The sequence below is a fragment of the Candidatus Binatia bacterium genome (genome assembly GCA_036563615.1).
GTDB lineage: Bacteria > Desulfobacterota > Binatia > UBA12015 > UBA12015 > DATCMB01.
In genome coordinates, this window is the sequence record DATCMB010000006.1 from 907,910 (window position 1) to 923,670 (window position 15,761).

General features: G+C 72.4%; 13 protein-coding genes. 5 read left to right on the plus strand and 8 right to left on the minus strand.

All coding sequences use genetic code 11. From position 1 onward, the window contains the following. Positions 1-37 precede the first annotated feature (37 nt). Complete coding sequence (locus VIS07_06905) at positions 38-946, minus strand: tyrosine recombinase XerC (GenBank protein ID HEY8515223.1); 909 nt, start codon at positions 944-946, stop codon at positions 38-40. 341 nt (positions 947-1,287) lie between these two features. On the opposite strand from VIS07_06905, the gene VIS07_06910 reads away from it, so the two are divergent. The 3 genes from VIS07_06910 to VIS07_06920 are packed head-to-tail and all read left to right on the plus strand — an operon-like array spanning position 1,288 to position 4,371. Next, positions 1,288-1,731 (plus strand): hypothetical protein, encoded by a 444-nt coding sequence (locus VIS07_06910; GenBank protein HEY8515224.1) that lies wholly within the window; start codon positions 1,288-1,290, stop codon positions 1,729-1,731. A 58-nt stretch (positions 1,732-1,789) separates the two neighbouring features. After that, positions 1,790-4,033 carry an AsmA family protein gene (locus VIS07_06915; protein ID HEY8515225.1) on the plus strand — a complete coding sequence of 748 codons (2,244 nt, stop codon included), beginning with the start codon at positions 1,790-1,792 and terminating at the stop codon, positions 4,031-4,033. Then, entirely contained in the window at positions 4,030-4,371 is a 342-nt protein-coding gene (locus tag VIS07_06920; GenBank protein HEY8515226.1) for a DUF4911 domain-containing protein, read from the plus strand. Before VIS07_06915 ends, VIS07_06920 begins: the two co-directional genes overlap by 4 nt. Positions 4,372-4,402: 31 nt before the next feature. Here VIS07_06920 and tatC read toward each other — a convergent pair whose 3' ends face one another. After that, a complete protein-coding gene (gene tatC, locus VIS07_06925; protein ID HEY8515227.1) occupies positions 4,403-5,176 on the minus strand; it encodes a twin-arginine translocase subunit TatC in 774 nt (257 codons plus the stop codon). A gap of 48 nt (positions 5,177-5,224) precedes the next feature. After that, positions 5,225-5,728: a Sec-independent protein translocase protein TatB gene (tatB, locus tag VIS07_06930; protein HEY8515228.1), complete on the minus strand. Its 504-nt coding sequence runs from the start codon at positions 5,726-5,728 to the stop codon at positions 5,225-5,227. Positions 5,729-5,807: 79 nt separating this feature from the next. On the opposite strand from tatB, the gene VIS07_06935 reads away from it, so the two are divergent. Further along, a complete protein-coding gene (locus VIS07_06935) occupies positions 5,808-6,257 on the plus strand; it encodes a pyridoxamine 5'-phosphate oxidase family protein (protein HEY8515229.1) in 450 nt (149 codons plus the stop codon). Positions 6,258-6,276: 19 nt separating this feature from the next. On the opposite strand, the gene VIS07_06940 is transcribed toward VIS07_06935, so the two are convergent. Together VIS07_06940 and VIS07_06945 are read right to left on the minus strand one after the other, a co-directional pair. Next, positions 6,277-7,293 carry a histone deacetylase gene (locus VIS07_06940; GenBank protein HEY8515230.1) on the minus strand — a complete coding sequence of 339 codons (1,017 nt, stop codon included), beginning with the start codon at positions 7,291-7,293 and terminating at the stop codon, positions 6,277-6,279. Between the two features lie 56 nt (positions 7,294-7,349). Further along, on the minus strand, positions 7,350-9,959 hold the full coding sequence (locus VIS07_06945; GenBank protein ID HEY8515231.1) for a PBP1A family penicillin-binding protein: 2,610 nt from the start codon (positions 9,957-9,959) through the stop codon (positions 7,350-7,352). 139 nt (positions 9,960-10,098) lie between these two features. Here VIS07_06945 and ptsP point away from each other — a divergent pair, with 139 nt between their 5' ends. Next, the gene (gene ptsP / locus VIS07_06950) at positions 10,099-12,576 is read left to right on the plus strand and encodes a phosphoenolpyruvate--protein phosphotransferase (GenBank protein ID HEY8515232.1); all 2,478 of its coding nucleotides are present in this window, start codon (positions 10,099-10,101) and stop codon (positions 12,574-12,576) included. Between the two features lie 7 nt (positions 12,577-12,583). Here the strand turns inward: ptsP and VIS07_06955 are convergent, their stop codons facing one another. The 3 genes from VIS07_06955 to VIS07_06965 all read right to left on the minus strand — a co-directional run bounded on the left by VIS07_06955 (position 12,584) and on the right by VIS07_06965 (position 15,639). Further along, positions 12,584-13,963 (minus strand): phospholipase, encoded by a 1,380-nt coding sequence (locus VIS07_06955; GenBank protein ID HEY8515233.1) that lies wholly within the window; start codon positions 13,961-13,963, stop codon positions 12,584-12,586. 120 nt (positions 13,964-14,083) lie between these two features. Further along, entirely contained in the window at positions 14,084-15,226 is a 1,143-nt protein-coding gene (locus tag VIS07_06960) for a thiolase family protein (GenBank protein ID HEY8515234.1), read from the minus strand. Beyond that, positions 15,223-15,639: an OB-fold domain-containing protein gene (locus VIS07_06965; protein ID HEY8515235.1), complete on the minus strand. Its 417-nt coding sequence runs from the start codon at positions 15,637-15,639 to the stop codon at positions 15,223-15,225. Before VIS07_06965 ends, VIS07_06960 begins: the two co-directional genes overlap by 4 nt. Between the last annotated feature and the right edge of the window lie 122 nt (positions 15,640-15,761).

Below are 15,761 nucleotides of genomic sequence, written 5' to 3' on the forward strand. Positions count from 1 at the left end.
TGGGCGCGGCGTACCGCCGCGGCGGCGGAGGCGCGCGTCAGGCGCGCGGGTGGAAGCGCTGGTACGCCGCCCGCAGCTGCTTCAGGCTCACGTGCGTGTAGCGCTGCGTCGTCGCGAGGCTCGCATGGCCGAGCAGCTCCTGGATCGAGCGCAGGTCGGCGCCGCCGTCGAGCAGATGCGTCGCGCAGCTGTGCCGCAGCGCGTGCGGATTGACCGGCTCGACGCCGGCGTCGCGCATCGCGCGTGCGACGATGCGCGCGACGCTGCGCACGTCGAGGCGCGTGCCGCGCAGGTTGCGGAACACGGGCTCGCTGCCCGCGGCGCGGCCGCCGCTGACGTCGGCGAGGGCCTGGAGCGCCGCGCGCGCGGCGCTGGTCAGCGGCACGATGCGGTCCTTGTTGCCCTTGCCGGCGCGGACGTGGACCTGGCGCTGCGCGAGCGACACGTCGCGCCAGTCGAGCGCGACCACCTCGCTCGCCCGCAGACCGCTGCCGTAGAGCACCTCGAGCAGCGCCGCGTCGCGGGCCGCGCGCCGATCGCCGATCGGCCGCTCGGGATCGAGCACGCGCGCGAGGTCGCGCTCGGAGACGAAGCGCGGCAGCGTGCGGGTGAAGCGGGGCGTGCGCAGCGTCGCGGCGGGGCTCGCCTCGATCGTCCCGCGCCGCTTCAGGAAGGCGAAGAAGCTGCGCAGCACGGCGACCGTGCGCCCGAGCGAGCGCCGGCCCACGGTGGCCCCGCGGTCGGCGAGGAAGCGGCGCAGGGCGTCGGCGTCGACCGCGCACCAGTCGACCGGCGCGCCGCCCCGGTCCTCGACCAGGCGGGCGAGCTCGGTGCGGTAGGCGCGCAGCGTGTGGCGCGAGGCGCGGCGCTCGACGCGCAGGTGCTCGAGGTACGCCGCGACGCCCGGATCGAGCTCGTCCGGCCGCTCCTCCTCGTGCTCCGCCATCCGGCACCTCCCCCGGGGGACCGCGCGTCGCGCTGTCCCCTTCGCCGGGCCTGTGTTACCACCGCGGGGAATGCCGACGCCAACGGCCGTGCCGTGCTGCCATCGCTGTGGCGCGCCGCTTCCGGCGGGTCGCCCGGCGCGACACGACGTGTGTGCGTCGTGCGGCGAGGACGTGCGCGTCTGCCGCAACTGCGCATTCTACGCGCCCGGGATGCACAACGACTGCCGCGAGCCGTCGGCGGAGCGGGTGGTCGACAAGGAGCGCGCGAACTTTTGTGAGTATTTTGCGCTTGGCGCCGTCGGCGGGATCGCCGGCCGAGGATCGGGAAGCGAGGACGCACGTGCGGCTCTGGAAGCCTTGTTCCGCAAGCCCTGAGCGGACGAGCCGCCGCGCCTTCCTGAGGGGCGCCGCGGTCCTGCTCGCGACGTCGGGATGCACGAGCGACGACCCGGCGCGTGCCGCGGCCGAGCGCTTCATCGATCACTACTACGTCGAGATCAACCTTCGCGCGGCGCACGACGACGCCGTCGGGCTCGCCCGCGAGAAGGTCGAGCGCAGCATGAAGCTGCTCGAGGGCATGGAGCCGGCCGAGGACGCGGCGCGGCCGCGCGTCCACTACCGCTTTCTCGAGCAGCAGGATTCGAACCGCGACCGCCGCGGCTTCCTCTACGAGCTGACCATCACCTTCGACGGCGGCGACCAGACGCAGCGCCGCGCGCTGGTCACCGTGCGGGAAGAGGAGGGCGGCGTGTGGCGCGCGGCGAACTTCCAGGAGTTCGAGTGAGCGCCCGGCCGCGAGAGGACGCGCGCCGCGCGCGCAGCCGACGAAAGGACGCGCGCGCGTGAGGCGCGGAAGTCGGTCACGCTGGCTCGCGCTCGGGGCGCTCGCCGTGCTGCTCGTCGCCGGCGTCGTGACGCTCGCGCTGTTCCGCATCCGCACGGTGCTCGAGAGCCGCAGCGACGAGCTCGTCGCCGCGGTCGGCGAGGCGGTCGGCCTGCCGCTCGCGGCCGACGGCGTGTCGGTGTCGTGGTGGCCGCCGGGCGTCACCGCGCACGGCGTCGAGATCCCCGACCGCTCGCCGTACGGACCGGGCGACCTCGCGCGGATCGACGAGGCGCGTCTGCAGGTCGCGTTCCTGCCGCTGCTGCGCGGCAAGGTGGTGGTGACCGAGGTGCGGCTCGTGTCGCCGGTGATCTACGTCGTGCGCGGCGTCGACGGCGGCTGGAACGTCGGCGCGACGCCGGTGCGCGAGCGGGTCGCGCCGGGACGGACGAGCGCGATGGCCCGCCCCGCGGCCGAGGTGGTGATCGACTCGGTCCGCGTGCGCAACGCGCGCGTGCTGTACAGCGACCGCGCGATCCCGGGGCTCGGCGAGCTCGAGATCAGGGCCGTCAACGCGCTCCTGCGCCGGGGCGACGACGCGTACCGCATGGACTTCAACGCGCAGGCGCTCGGCGGACCGGAGGAGAACGTCGAGGGCTTCGTCGTCGTGCCGCGCGACGCGAAGCCCGAAGATCGCGCGCGTCTCGAGGTCGCGGCGCGCAGCCTCGCCGGGCACCGCTTGCCGGAGGTGATCGCGCTGCTGCGCGGCGACGTGCCGTTCGGGATCGAGCTCGCGGGCGACGTCCGCGCGCACGTCGTCGCCGAGATGCCGGTCGGATGGCCGCCGACCCGCGCCGCGGGACGCCTCATGCTGGATGCGGACGAGGCCTCGCTGCACGCCGCGAACGGCTGGGTCGTGAAGGCGCCGGGGACGCCTTTCGACGTCGACCTCGAGCTGCGCGCGGGCGACTTCGGCCTCGCGGTCGACGGCGCGAGCGTCGAGAGCGAAGGTCTGCGCTTGACGGCGACCCGACCCGATTCCGCTCCCGTCCCTCCCGACGCGGGACAGCAGCCGCTCGTCCTCACGGTCGAGGGGCTCGACGCGAGCCGGCTCGCCGCCTGGGTGCCGGCGCTGAAGGTGGCGGACCCGCGCGGGCCGCTGACCTTCGAGGGGCGCGTCACGCCCGGGCTCGACGGCGTCGCGACCGACCTACGCGTGGTCGCGGGTCGGCTCGAGCTCGGCGAGCGCGACGAGCGCGTGACGCTCGGCGGCGCGAGCCTCGACCTCGCGCTGTCGCACGACGGCACCGGACTGCTCGGCACGCTGCGCGTCTCCGAGGTGGCGAGCCCCGACGGCGGGCTCGGCAGCGCCGTGGTCGAGGTCGCGGGGCTCGTGGAGCGGCCGCTCGACGTGCGCGTGAGCGGCGCGCACCTCACGCGCAACGGCGCCTCGCTCGACGCCGTGTCGCTCGACGCCGTGATCGGCAAGGAGCAGACGCGGATCCGCAACCTGCAGGTGAGCGGCCTCGGCGGCACGCTCGCCGCGCACGGCGAGGTGTCGCGCACCGAGGACGGCGCGTTCGCGATCGCGCTCGAGCCCGAGTGGAACGGCGTGCAGCTCGCCGGGCTGATGCAGCTCTTCGGCGAGGCGGACGGCGGTAGCGGCACGTTCGCGGGGCGGGCGCGTCTCGCCAGCACGGGCGCGAACGTCGATGCGGTGCTCGCCAACCTGTCGGGCAGCTTCGAGGCGCGTCTCGGCAACGGCTCGCTGCCCGGGCTCAACGTCGCGCGCGCGACGCTCGACAGCCTCGACGCCGTGCCGCGTCTCAAGGAGGCCGTCGACCGCCGCGCCCGCGAGCGCGTGCCCGAGCTGCTCGCCCCGACCAGCGAGATCGTCGCGCTCGACGTCCAGGGAGCGTTCGAGCAGGGCAGGATCCTGATCGCCGATCTGCGCCTCGAGTCGCGCGACTACACGATCGACGCGCGCGGCCGCATCGCGTTCGACGGCGAGACGGAGCTCAAGGGACACCTCGTGCTCTCCGAGAGCGCGAGCCGCTCGCTGGTCTCGGGTGCGGGCATCCTCGAGGTGCTGGCGCGCTCCGGCGAGCAGATCCGCATCCCGATCTCGGTGCGCGGGCACTATCCGAAGCTGCGCAGCAAGCCGTCGAACGACTACGTCGCCGAGGCGACGGCGCGCGCCGTCAAGCTACCCGGCGGCGACGGTGCGGCGGGCTTCCTGCGGCGGCTGCTCGGCGAGCGATGAGCGCGCCGCGCGAGCCGTCCGTCGCGGGCTGGACGCCGCTGCGCGACGCCGAGCTGTGGGCGCGCGTCCTCCGCGTCGAGCGCGAGGAGGTCGCCTACTTCAAGTTCCTCTTCGAGTCCTACGAGGGCGTGGGGATCGTGCGCACCGTCGAGACGCAGAAGGACGGCACGGTGGTGATCGCGCTGCTCGCGCCGCGCGACTTCGTGGAGGTGGCCGAGGCGATCCTCGAGGACGTGCGCGAGCGCGGCGCGCGGCCGTTCACCTACGAGGAGCTGCCCGCCGTGTGCACCGAGGACTGGTTCCTCTCGACCTGGGTGCGCGACGCCGGCGCCGACTGACGCTCGAACGACGTCGCTCGGGTGACGGCGCTCAGGCCGGCTCGTCGCTCTCCTGCTCGGCCTGCTCCTCGCCGCGCGCCTGCTCGTTCCGGAACACGTACGCGACGCCGATGCTCACGCCGTAGAGCACGACGAGCGGCGCGACGAGCAGGAGCTGCGAGGCGACGTCGGGACCCGGCGTCAGCACGGCGGCGATCACGACGATGCCGATCAGCGCGTAGCGCCACGGGCGGATCAGCGTGTTGTGATCGATCATCCCGACGCGCGCGAGGAAGAAGGCGACCACCGGCAGCTCGAAGGTGACGCCGAACGCGAGCAGCAAGCGAGCGCTGAACGAGAGGTACTCGCTGATGCGCAGCGTGGGCTCGATGCCGATCGTCGCGTACTGCTCGATGAAGAAGCCGTAGCCGACCTCGAACACGAACGCGTAGCAGAACAGCGCGCCGGCGAGGAAGAAGAACGTGCCGAAGAAGACGAACGGCACGACGTAGCGCTTCTCGTTCTCGTAGAGTCCCGGCGCGACGAACTGCCACGCCTGGTAGAGGATCGCCGGCGAGGCGAGGAACACGCCGGCGATGAACGACACCTTGAGCTTGGTGAAGAACGCCTCGGCGACCCCGGTGCCGATCAGCTTGACGGGGTGATCACCGGCGGCGCGCGTGACCGGGCCGATCAGGATCTCGAATAACGTCTCGGCGAAGCCGTAGGCGAGGGCGAAGCCCACGGCGATCGCGAGCAGCGACTTGATGATCCGCCAGCGCAGCTCCTCGAGGTGCGCCGTCAGCGGCATCTCGACGTCGGCCATGCTCGCCCCGTCTCTCGCGAATCGGCTGCCGCCGCGCGCGGTGGCCCGTCAGGCCTTCGCGGCGGTTGCGTCGGCGGGCGCGGCGCTGCGTGCGCTCGCGCTCGGGTCGTCGGCGGTGCTCGCGCCGGCGGACGCGCTCGCGACGTCGGTCGCGCCGGCCGTGGCGCTCGTGGTGGGCGCGGCGTTCGTCGCCGGAGCGCTGGAGGTCGCTGCGTCCGAGGCTGGCGCGCTCGGCGTCGTGCCGTCCGGCGTCGCCGCGCTCGGCGTCGCGGCGCTCGCGTCGCTGCGCGCGACCGTCGCGTCGGCGGGCTTGGGGGTGATCGTGGTGCGCGCCCGCTCCGCCTTGCGCCGCGCGGCCTCGTGCTCGCGCGCCTCCTGCTCGATCAGGCTGCGCGCGCTCTCGAGCTCGCGGTTGACCTCGCCCGTCACGCGACGGAACTCCGCGAGCCCCTTGCCCAGCGCGCGTGCGACCTCCGGAAGGCGCTTCGGCCCGAGCACGATCAGCGCGACCACGAGGATCACGACGAGCTCGGGCATGCCGATGCCGAACATCACCGCGACGCTAACCGAAGGTCGGTTTCCCGGCAAACGCGTTTGCTTGAGCTGCGCGGTGCCTTTATCGGTTCTCACCATGTCGCTCGCGATGACGGTGGCCGAGAGAGAAGAGTTCCTGGCGCAAGTGCACGTCGCCGTCATCAACATCCCGGAGCCGGGGCGCGGCGGCCTCACGGTGCCGATCTGGTACGACTACACGCCCGGCGGGCCGCTGTGGTTCGTCACCGACGCGACGTCGCGCAAGGCGCGGCTCCTCGAGCAGGCGGGCTGCCTGAGCCTGTGCGTGCAGAGCGAGGCGCCGCCCTACAAGTACGTCAGCATCGAGGGCACCGTGGAGTCCATCGAGCCCGCCGACGTCGAGCGCCACGTCCGCCCGCTCGCGTACCGCTACCTCGGGAAAGAGTTCGGCGACCGGTACATCGAGGCGACGCGCGGTACCGGCAGCGCCGCGGGCAGCATCGTCGTGCGCGTCGCGCCGCGCCGCTGGCTGTCGGTCGACTACGCCAAGCAGTTCGGCTCGCTCTGAGCGCTCCCCGCGAAGCGGCTCAGAGGTGCCAGTGCGGCGCGAGGATGCGCCGCAGGCCGTCGAACGCCGGCGAGCGGTCGTTGTCGTGCTCGCTGCGCGGCGCCGGACGCGCGAGCTCGGTGAGCACGGCCTCGGTCGAGTTGCGGATCGCGTCGAGGTCGTAGCCGCCTTCGAGCACCGCGGCGATGCGGCCGTCGGCGACCTCGTTGGCGACCGTGATCAGGTTGCGCGCCATCCCGAGGAAGCCCTTCTCGGTCACCTGCATGCCGCCGAGCGGGTCGCGCCAGTGACAGTCGAAGCCCGCCGACACCAGGATGAACTGCGGCGCGTACTGCCTCAGCACCGGCACGATGATCTCGGCGAACGCGCGCAGGTAGCCCTCGTCGCCGACGCCGGCGCCGAACGGCACGTTGATCGTGTAGCCGAGCCCGGGGCCGCGGCCGATGTCGGTCGCCGCGCCGGTGCCGGGGTAGAGCGGCGACTGGTGCAGCGAGACGTAAAGCACAGACGGATCGTCGTAGAAGATCGCCTCGGTGCCGTTGCCGTGGTGGAGATCCCAGTCGATGATCGCGATCCGCTCGAGGCCGTGCTTGCGCCGCAGGTGCTGCGCCGCCACCGCGACGTTGTTGAACAGGCAGAAGCCCATCGCCTGCGACGCGGTCGCGTGGTGTCCGGGCGGGCGGACGAACGCGAAGCCGTTCGCGTAGGCGCGCGTCGCGACCGCGTCGACGAGCTCGAGCAAGCCGCCCGCGGCGAGCAGCGCGACCTCGAACGAGCGCGCGCTGGTCGTGGTGTCGGCGTCGATGCGCGCGCGCGGCGTGACCTGCGTGCGGCGGATGCGCTCGAGCAGATCCTCGGTGTGCGCGGCGCAGATCTCGTCGTCGTTCGCGACGCGCGGCTCGACGCGCTCGAGCGGCGAGCCCGACCAGCCGTGCAGCATGTCCTCGATCGCGAGCAAGCGCTCCGGACGCTCGGGATGTCCCGGCCCGGTGTCGTGCTCACGAAAGCGAGGGTCGATGACGATTGCGGTCTTCAACGTTCGGCGACGAGAGCGCTCGCGAGAGGAGTCGAGATGCGGGCGCTCTCGAGCTTCTAGTACACCCGCTCGGGAGCTGGTGCACGTCGCGCCGCGCCGGAAGGAGCGGACGCCGGCACCTCGCGCGCTCCCGCGGCGGCGCGCTGACGCCGCGCGACGCCGTCGATCGCCCCGCCGAGGTAGTACGCCGTGCTGCGCACCGGCGCGTCGGGCGGGGGCAGGGGAGCGGGACCGCTGCGCCACTCGCTGCGGCTCGCCGCGTCGCGCAGGTCGCTCGGCCGCGCGTCGTCCCGCGGCTGCGGCTCGCGCACCCGGGCGACGTTCTGCGACGGCTCCCGGTAACCCGGCGGCGCTTGCTCGGGCTCGGGCTCCGGCTCCCACGACGGGGCGGGCTCGGGCTCCGGCTCGACGAACGCGGGCTCGGTGCCGCGCTTGAACGCCTGGAAGACCGCTCCCGCCGAGCCCGGCGCCACGCGGCGTCCCGAGCTCTGGTCGACCGCGACCAGCGTGACCTCGTTCGGCACCGCGAAGTCGAGCACCGGCTGGTTCGCCATCGCCTTCTCCATGAAGGCGCGCCAGATCGGCGCCGCGGCGCGGCCGCCGGTCTCCTTCGGGCCGAGCGTCTTCTCCTGGTCGTAGCCGACCCAGACGCCGGCCACGAGCTGCGGCGTGTAGCCGATGAACCAGGCGTCGCGCTGGTCGTTGGTCGTGCCGGTCTTGCCGGCGGCCGGACGATCGAGCTGCGCGCGCTTGCCGGTTCCCTGCTCGACGACGTTCCGCAGGATGCTGGTCATCACGTACGCCGTGTCGGGCGAGATCGCCGGCCGACGCAGGACCGGCGCCTCCTCGATCAGCTCGCCGCGCACGTCGGTGATCTTGGTGATGAAGCGCGGCTCGACGCGCATGCCGAGGTTGGCGAAGACGCTGAACGCCTCGGTGAGCTCGAGCAGCGTCACCTCGGCGGTGCCGAGCGAGATCGACAGGTTCTTCGGGAACGGCCGGCTGAAGCCGAAGCGGGGCAGGTACGACAGCAGGTAGTTGAGCCCCATCGCGCTCACCAGCTTGACGGTCACGACGTTGCGCGACTTGGTGAGCGCCTGGCGCAGCGTCGTCGGCCCGAAGAACTTCTTCTCGAAGTTCTGCGGCGACCAGACGCCGGAGGCCGTCCGGTAGGACACCGGCGCGTCGACGATCACGCTCGCCGGCGTGTAGCCGCGGTCCATGGCGGCGGCGTAGATGAGCGGCTTGAAGGCCGATCCGGGCTGGCGGTAGGCCTGCGTGGCGCGGTTGAACTGGCTGCGGTTCCAGTCGAGGCCGCCGACCATCGCGCGCACGTCGCCGGTCGCGGGATCCATCGCGATCAGCGCGCCCTCGGTGCCGTTGTTGGTCGTGAGCTCGAGCGTGCGCTGCTTGCCGTCGTCGCGCACGCGCACCTCGAGCACGTCGCCCGGCGACGGCTGGTAGCCGGCGACCGACGCCCGCGTCAGTCCGGACGCGGGCAGCACGGCGCGGCCGTTCGCCCAGCGGACGTCGAGCCCGCCGTCGCGACGGCGGACCGAGCCGTTCTTGCCCGGCAGGACGACGACCTCGAGGATCGTGCCGGGCTCGGGCAGACCGGGATCGTCGTCGGTCGGCAGCTCGGCGAGCGCCTTCCACTCGCGCGCCGGCAGCCGGCGCAGCGGGCCGCGGAAGCCCTGACGCTCGTCGAGCTCGGCGATCCCTTCGCGCACCGCGCGGTCGGCCTCGCGCTGCATCGCGAGGTCGAGCGTCGTGTAGACGTCGAGCCCGAGCTGGTAGGGCGCGCTCGAGCCGTAGCGCTGCTCGAGCAGCCGCCGGACGTGCTCGACGAAGTACGGCGCGACGCTGCTGATCGGCGCCTCCTTGCGCGCCAGCACGATCTTTTCCTCGTACGCCTGCTTGGCCTCGTCCGGCGTGATGAAGCCGTCCTCGACCATGCGCTCGAGGACGTAGCGCTGGCGCGCCTTGGCGCGCTCGAAGTGCTTGACCGGAGAGTAGCGGCTCGGCGCCTGCGGCAGGCCGGCGAGCAGCGCGGCCTCGGCGAGGGTGAGCTGCGAGACGTCCTTGCCGAAGTACTCGAGCGCCGCGGCCTGCACGCCGTACGCGCCGTTCCCGAGGTAGATCTGGTTCAGATAGAGGTAGAGGATCTCCTCCTTGGTGAGCTGCTGCTCGAGGCGCAGCGCGAGGACGATCTCCTTGAGCTTGCGCTCGTAGCTGCGCTCCGGCGTGAGCAGGAGCGACTTCACCACCTGCTGGGTGATCGTGCTGCCGCCCTGGCGCGTGGTGCCCGCCTGGTAGTTGCTCACCGCGGCGCGGACGATGCCCTGCAGGTCGACGCCCGCGTGGTCGTAGAAGTTCTGGTCCTCGGCCGCGACGAAGGCGAGCTGGACGGCCTTCGGGATCTTGTAGATCGGCGTCAGGTAGCGCTTCTCGAAGAAGAACTCGCCGATCAGCGTGCCGTCGCGCGCGAACACGCGGGTCGCGACCGGCGGCCGGTAGTCGAGCAGCTTCTCGACTGGCGGCAGGCTGACGTTGAACTCCCGATAGAGGATCGCGGCCGCGCTACCGACCGCGGCCAGCAGGATCAGCGAAAAGCCGAGGAGGAGAGTCCGAAAGGGTCGTCGAACTGATTGGCCCTGCTGCCCCACGATTCCGCCCTATCTCCCCCGGCGGGCTCTCTACACCATCCACCCGACCGGAGCCAATTTGGGATGCACCCCTTTGACGCTCGAATCGCCACCTTCTCCACAGACGCCGAGCGCTCGTTGCGAAACCGCAAGACGGAACATGGACATTCCCGGTACGTCGCATGCTACTGTCCTTCCGAACATGGCGGTCGGCGGAGCAGGCACCCGACAGGGCGGGTCGCGCGAGGGACAGCGCGGACCCGTACGCTCGCGCCACGGGCTGCGCCTGCTCGAGCACGTCAGCACGCTGATCGGCGAGTCCGAGAACCTCCAGGAGACGCTCGACAGCGTCGTGCAGGTGGTCGCCGAGCGGATGCACACCGAGGCGTGCTCGGTCTACCTGCTCGACGAGAGCGCGACCACGCTCACGCTGTGGGCGACGACCGGCCTCGAGCGCAGCTCGGTCGGCCGCGTCCGCATGAAGATCTCCGAGGGTCTCACCGGCCTCGTGATCGAGACCATGCAGCCGGTCGCGGTGCCGGACGCGCCGGTCCACCCGCGCTTCAAGTTCTTCCCGGAGACCCACGAGGAGCGCTACCACTCCTTCCTCGGCGTCCCGGTCCTCGAGCGGCGGGCGCCGCTCGGCGTGCTGGTCGTGCAGACGCTGCGGCGTCGCCAGTTCACCGCCGACGAGATCAGCCTGCTGCGCACGATCGCGGGCCAGCTCTCGGGCGTCCTCGTCCAGGCGCGTCTGCTCGACAGCCTCAAGATCCAGGAGCACGAGCACGCCGACTTCCGCAAGCGGATGCTCGACACGATCCGCCGGCTGCAGGCGTTCGAGCGTCAGGCGGCGCGCACGGCGGCCGGCGCGGTGGCCCGCGACCCGGGCGAGCGCCTGCGCGGCATCGCCGCGTCGCCGGGCTTCGGCATCGGCCGCGCGCACATCCTGCACCCGCAGATCGTGTTCGCCGAGATCGAGGACCGTCCGGTCGACGACACGGAGGGGGAGGTCGCGCGCTTCGACCGCGCGCTCGAGATCGCGACCCGCGACCTCGAGCGTCAGCGCGAGAAGATGAAGGAGATCCTGCCCGAGGCGACGAGCCAGATCTTCGACGCCTACCTCCTGATGATGCGCGACGACGCGATCTCGGCGCGCGTCCGCTCGCTGATCCAGGAAGGGACCTGCGCGGAGTACGCCGTGCGGCGCGTGGTCGAGGACTACCTGGGCGCCTTCGAGTCGATCGAGGACCCGTACCTGCAGGAGCGGGCGCTCGACGTGAAGGACATCGGCCAGCGTCTGCTGCGCATCCTGCTCGGCATCGACAACGGCCCCGACCGCTTCCCCGACGACGGCAGCGTGCTGATCGCGCGCGAGCTGACGCTCACCGACCTCTCCGAGATCGATCCGAAGCTGTTGCGCGGCATCGCGCTCGCGACCGGCGGCGTGACGTCCCACGCGACGATCCTCGCGAAGTCGTTCGAGATCCCGACCGTGGTCGGCGTCGAGCATCTGCTCGAGAGCACGCGCGAGGGCGACGAGGTGATCGTCGACGGCAACGCGGGCGTCGTCTACCGCGATCCGGGACCCGAGGTCATCCGCGAGTACCAGCGGATGGAGCGCGACTACCGCGCCTTCAACGAGAAGCTCGAGTCGCTGCACGACCTGCCGGCGGTGACGACCGACGGACGTCGCGTGACGCTGAACGCCAACGTCGGCTTGCTCGGCGACGTCATGCTCGCGCAGCGTCACGGCGCGGAGGGCGTCGGCCTCTACCGCACCGAGTTCCCGTTCATCTCGTTCCGCGAGTTCCCGACCGAGCAGGAGCAGCTCGACATCTACCGCAAGGTCATCACGGCGATGGGCGGCAAGCCGGTGACGATCCGGACGCTCGACCTCGGCGCCGACAAGTACCCGGCCTACCTGCACGTCCCGCGCGAGGACAACCCGTTCCTCGGCTGGCGCTCGATCCGCGTCTCGCTCGAGATGCCGGAGTTCTTCGAGCAGCAGCTGCGCGCGATCCTGCAGGCCGCGACCGCCGGACCGACGCGTCTCCTGCTGCCGATGATCTCGTCGCTCGACGAGCTGCTCACGGTCAAGGAGATGCTCGCCGACGTGAAGCGCGACCTCGAGCGTCAGGGCGTGCCGCACAACCCCGACGTGCCGCTCGGGATCATGATCGAGGTGCCGTCGGCGGTGCTGCTCGCGCCGCAGCTCGCGGCCGAGTGCGACTTCCTGTCGATCGGGACGAACGACCTGATCCAGTACCTGCTCGCGGTCGACCGCAACAATCGAAAAGTTGCCCCGCTCTACCAGCCGCTGCACCCGGCCGTGCTCGGCACGATCGCGCAGTGCGTGCAGGCCGCGCGCGGCGCCGGCAAGCCGATCTCGATGTGCGGCGAGATGGCGGCGGATCCCATGGCGACGCTCGTCCTGCTCGGTCTCGGGCTCGACGAGCTCAGCATGGAGCCGTTCTTCATCCCGGTCATCAAGCAGCTGATCCGCTCGGTGTCCTACGCGACGGCGGTCGACCTCGCGCAGCAGGTGCTGACGATGTCGACGGTGCGCGAGATCAAGAGCGCGATCTTCGACGCGATGCGGGCGCTCGGCGTGATCGAGCTGCTCGACATGTACCAGTAGGGCGCGGTCAGGGCGCGGGCGGCGGCCAGTCGACGGTCATCGGATCGTCGAGCGCGAGCGTCACCGGCTGGCGCGTCGGCGGTCCGGGCTCGCTGTAGATCGTCCCCGGCTGCGGATCGTTGCCCGGACCGCCCGGGTTGTAGAACGGCGAGTAGCCGTCGGCGGCCGGGATCTCGACCAGGCGGATCGTGCGCATCGCGACCTCGTCGCCCGCGAGCACGATGTCGATCTGGTTGTCGTGGTCCTCGACGTAGGCGTCGTCGTAGCTGCTCTGCGCGACGCCGAGGTCGGCGAGACCGAGCACGCTGAGCGTGCCGCCGTCGATGGTGTAGCTCCGCCCGGCTTCCTCGATGACGTGCTCGCGTCCCGCCGCGTCGACCGCGATCAGGCGGAAGTAGCGTGCGAACTCGGTTGGCAGCACGCTGCGCACGCCGTCGGGCGAGAAGCCGCCCGTGGTGAGGATGCGCAGGCGATAGGCGGCGTCCGGTCCGTAGAGCGCGACGCCGTCGTTCGGCATCTGCGCGCCGAACGCGGCCGGGGCGCCCTCGCCGGCGACCGACATGCGCGAGAGCTTCGCCGCGACGAGCGTCGGTCCGCGGCCCGGGGCGTACGCGGTGAGCGGCGCGGTGCCGTCGCCGTAGGTCAGGCCGACCGCGGAGGCGACGCGCCCGCCCGGTCCGATCAGCTCGAGCGGCGTCTCGTCGGCGATGATCTCGAAGCGCACCGGGTAGCGCGCGCCCGGCTCGTCGGGAGCCAGGCGGTTGCCGAACTCGCCGAAGATCACGACCGTCGAGCGCTCGTTGAACTCGAGGTTCGGATTGATCGACGCGACGAGCGGCGTCACCACCGTGCCGTCGTTCAAAAAGACGCGGAAGTCGCTGCCGTCGACCGTGCTCGGCCGCACCGGCCAGCTGAACTCGATCGGCAGCCCGTCGCAGAACTGGACCGGCCAGCCGTAGCTGTTCGCGACCCCCTGCGGCGTCGCGGCCGAGGTGTAGGCGCGCTGCGGGATGGTCGGCTGCGAGGTGACGACGATGTTCCACGCGCCGCCCGCGTCGAGCACCGCGAGGCGCTGCGTCTCGAGGTCGTCCGCGGCGAGGCCGGGCACGCCGATGATGTCCGTGAAGCCGAGACCGGCGGCGAGGATGCGCGGCTCGCTCTCCCAGTAGTCGGCGTTGGTGAGGACGTCCTGGCGCAGCAGCAGGTAGGACGCGGCGGGCGGCGAGCCGTCCGGGCCGCCCGTGCAGGGAAGGTCCTGCGGCACGCGGCTCGCGTCCGAGCAGCCGAGCGCCGCCGCAGCGAGCGCGACGATTGCCGCCGTGCGCAGTGGCGGCCGTGGGGCATGACGCCGACCCGTGCGCCGGCGCGCTTCGCGCGGTTCTCTCATCGTGTCTCCCGAAGCGCGACGCGGCGTGGGTCGTCGCGAACGTGAGCAACGCATCGGCGGTCGCTCGGACGTACTTGAGCGCGCACACGTCGCGGCCGGCGCTCGCCGCGCGCGTCCGCGCTACCGTGTGAGAATGATCACCGACGCGTTCGCGCCGCGTCCGACCGTGTGCCCGAGCGCACAGCGCGCGCCCTCGACCTGACGCTTGCCGGCCGCGCCGCGCAGCTGCCAGACGAGCTCGACCACCTGACCCAGCGCCGACGCGCCGAGCGGCTCGCCCTTCGACAGGAGCCCGCCGCTCGGATTGACCGGCAGGCGACCGGTCATCTCGCCCACGCCGTCGGCGACGAACTGCCCGCCGCCGCCCTTCGGGCAGAGACCGAGCTCCTCGATCGACAGGATCTCGCGTCCGGAGTCGGTGTCCTGCACCTCGACGACGTCGAGGTCCTCCGGACCGAGGCCGGCGAGCTCGTAGGCTTCGCGCGCCGCGGTCTCGGTCGGGCTCGGCGGCTCCTCGCCGACCAGCCCCGACATCGGCGTGTGCTCGCCGAGCACGCTGCCCGGCACGTGCGAGCGCAGCACCGCGGCGCGCATTTGCACCGGCGGACCCACGGGTCCCGGCTTGGCGCTCAGCACCACCGCCGCAGCGCCCTCGTTCGGCGAGCACAGCATGAACAGCGTGAGCGGGTCGCACACGGTCTGCGAGCCGAGGACCTGCTCGAGGGTGAGCGGCTTGCGGTACATCGCGTAGGGGTTGTGCACGCCGTGCGCGTGGTTCTTCACCGAGACGCGCGCGAGGTGCTCGCGCGTCACGCCGGACTCCAGCATGAGCCGACGCGCGCGCAGCGCGAAGTACGCCGGAGCAGGGGAGAAGCCCGCCTCTTCGCACCACGGCGGAAAGAAGCTCGAGCGGATCAGACCGCGCGGCATCTTCTCGAGGCCGAAGACCAGCACGCAGTCGCGCTGTCCCGACGCGATCGCCGCCGCGCCGAGGCCGAGCGCGGCACCGCCGCTCGCGCAGCCCGCCTCGACGTCGACGATCGGCACGCCGGAGAGGCCGAGCCCGCCGAGCACCTTGTGCCCCGCGGCGACGCCCGCGTAGACGGCGCCGCAGAACGCGGCCTCGAAGCCGCCGCGCTCGACACCGGCCTCGGCGAGCGCCGCGCGCACGGCGGCCTGGCCGAGCGCGGTCGCGTCGCGGTCCTCGAAGCGGCCGAACGGATGGATCCCGACGCCCGCGACGTAGACCGGCCGTCCCTTCATCCGCGCGCTCCCGCCGGGCGGTAGGCGAAGCTCAGCACCTCGTCGCCCGCGTCGTTCACGTAGAGCGGCGCGATCTCGAGCTCGAGCGGCAGTCCGGCGCGCAGCACGCCGAGGTCGGTCTCGAGGATGCGGCTCACGACCCGCAGACCTTCCGGCAGCTCGACGATGCCGAAGCCGTAGGGGACCTCGCCGCGATAGCCGGGCGGGCGCGTCTGGACGACGGTCCACAGGTAGAGCGTGCCCGTCGCGCCGACCGCGACGGTCTCGCAGCCCTCCGTGCTGCAGTACGGGCAGGTCGCGGCGGCGGGGAAGGCGTGCCCGCCGCACGCGGCGCAGCGGCTCGCGAGCAGCCGCGGCCCGCGCGGGTCGCCCGGCAGGGTGAACAGCCCGGGATGGACCGGCACCTGCGCCATGGCGGCGCTCATACCACCGGGTCGGCGGGCGGGACAGCGCGAGCGCGCGGCGCCGCCGCGTCGGCTGCGCACAGGGCGCTTGGCCCCCGTGCACCGACGGCGCGCGCAGGTCCATCCAGCGG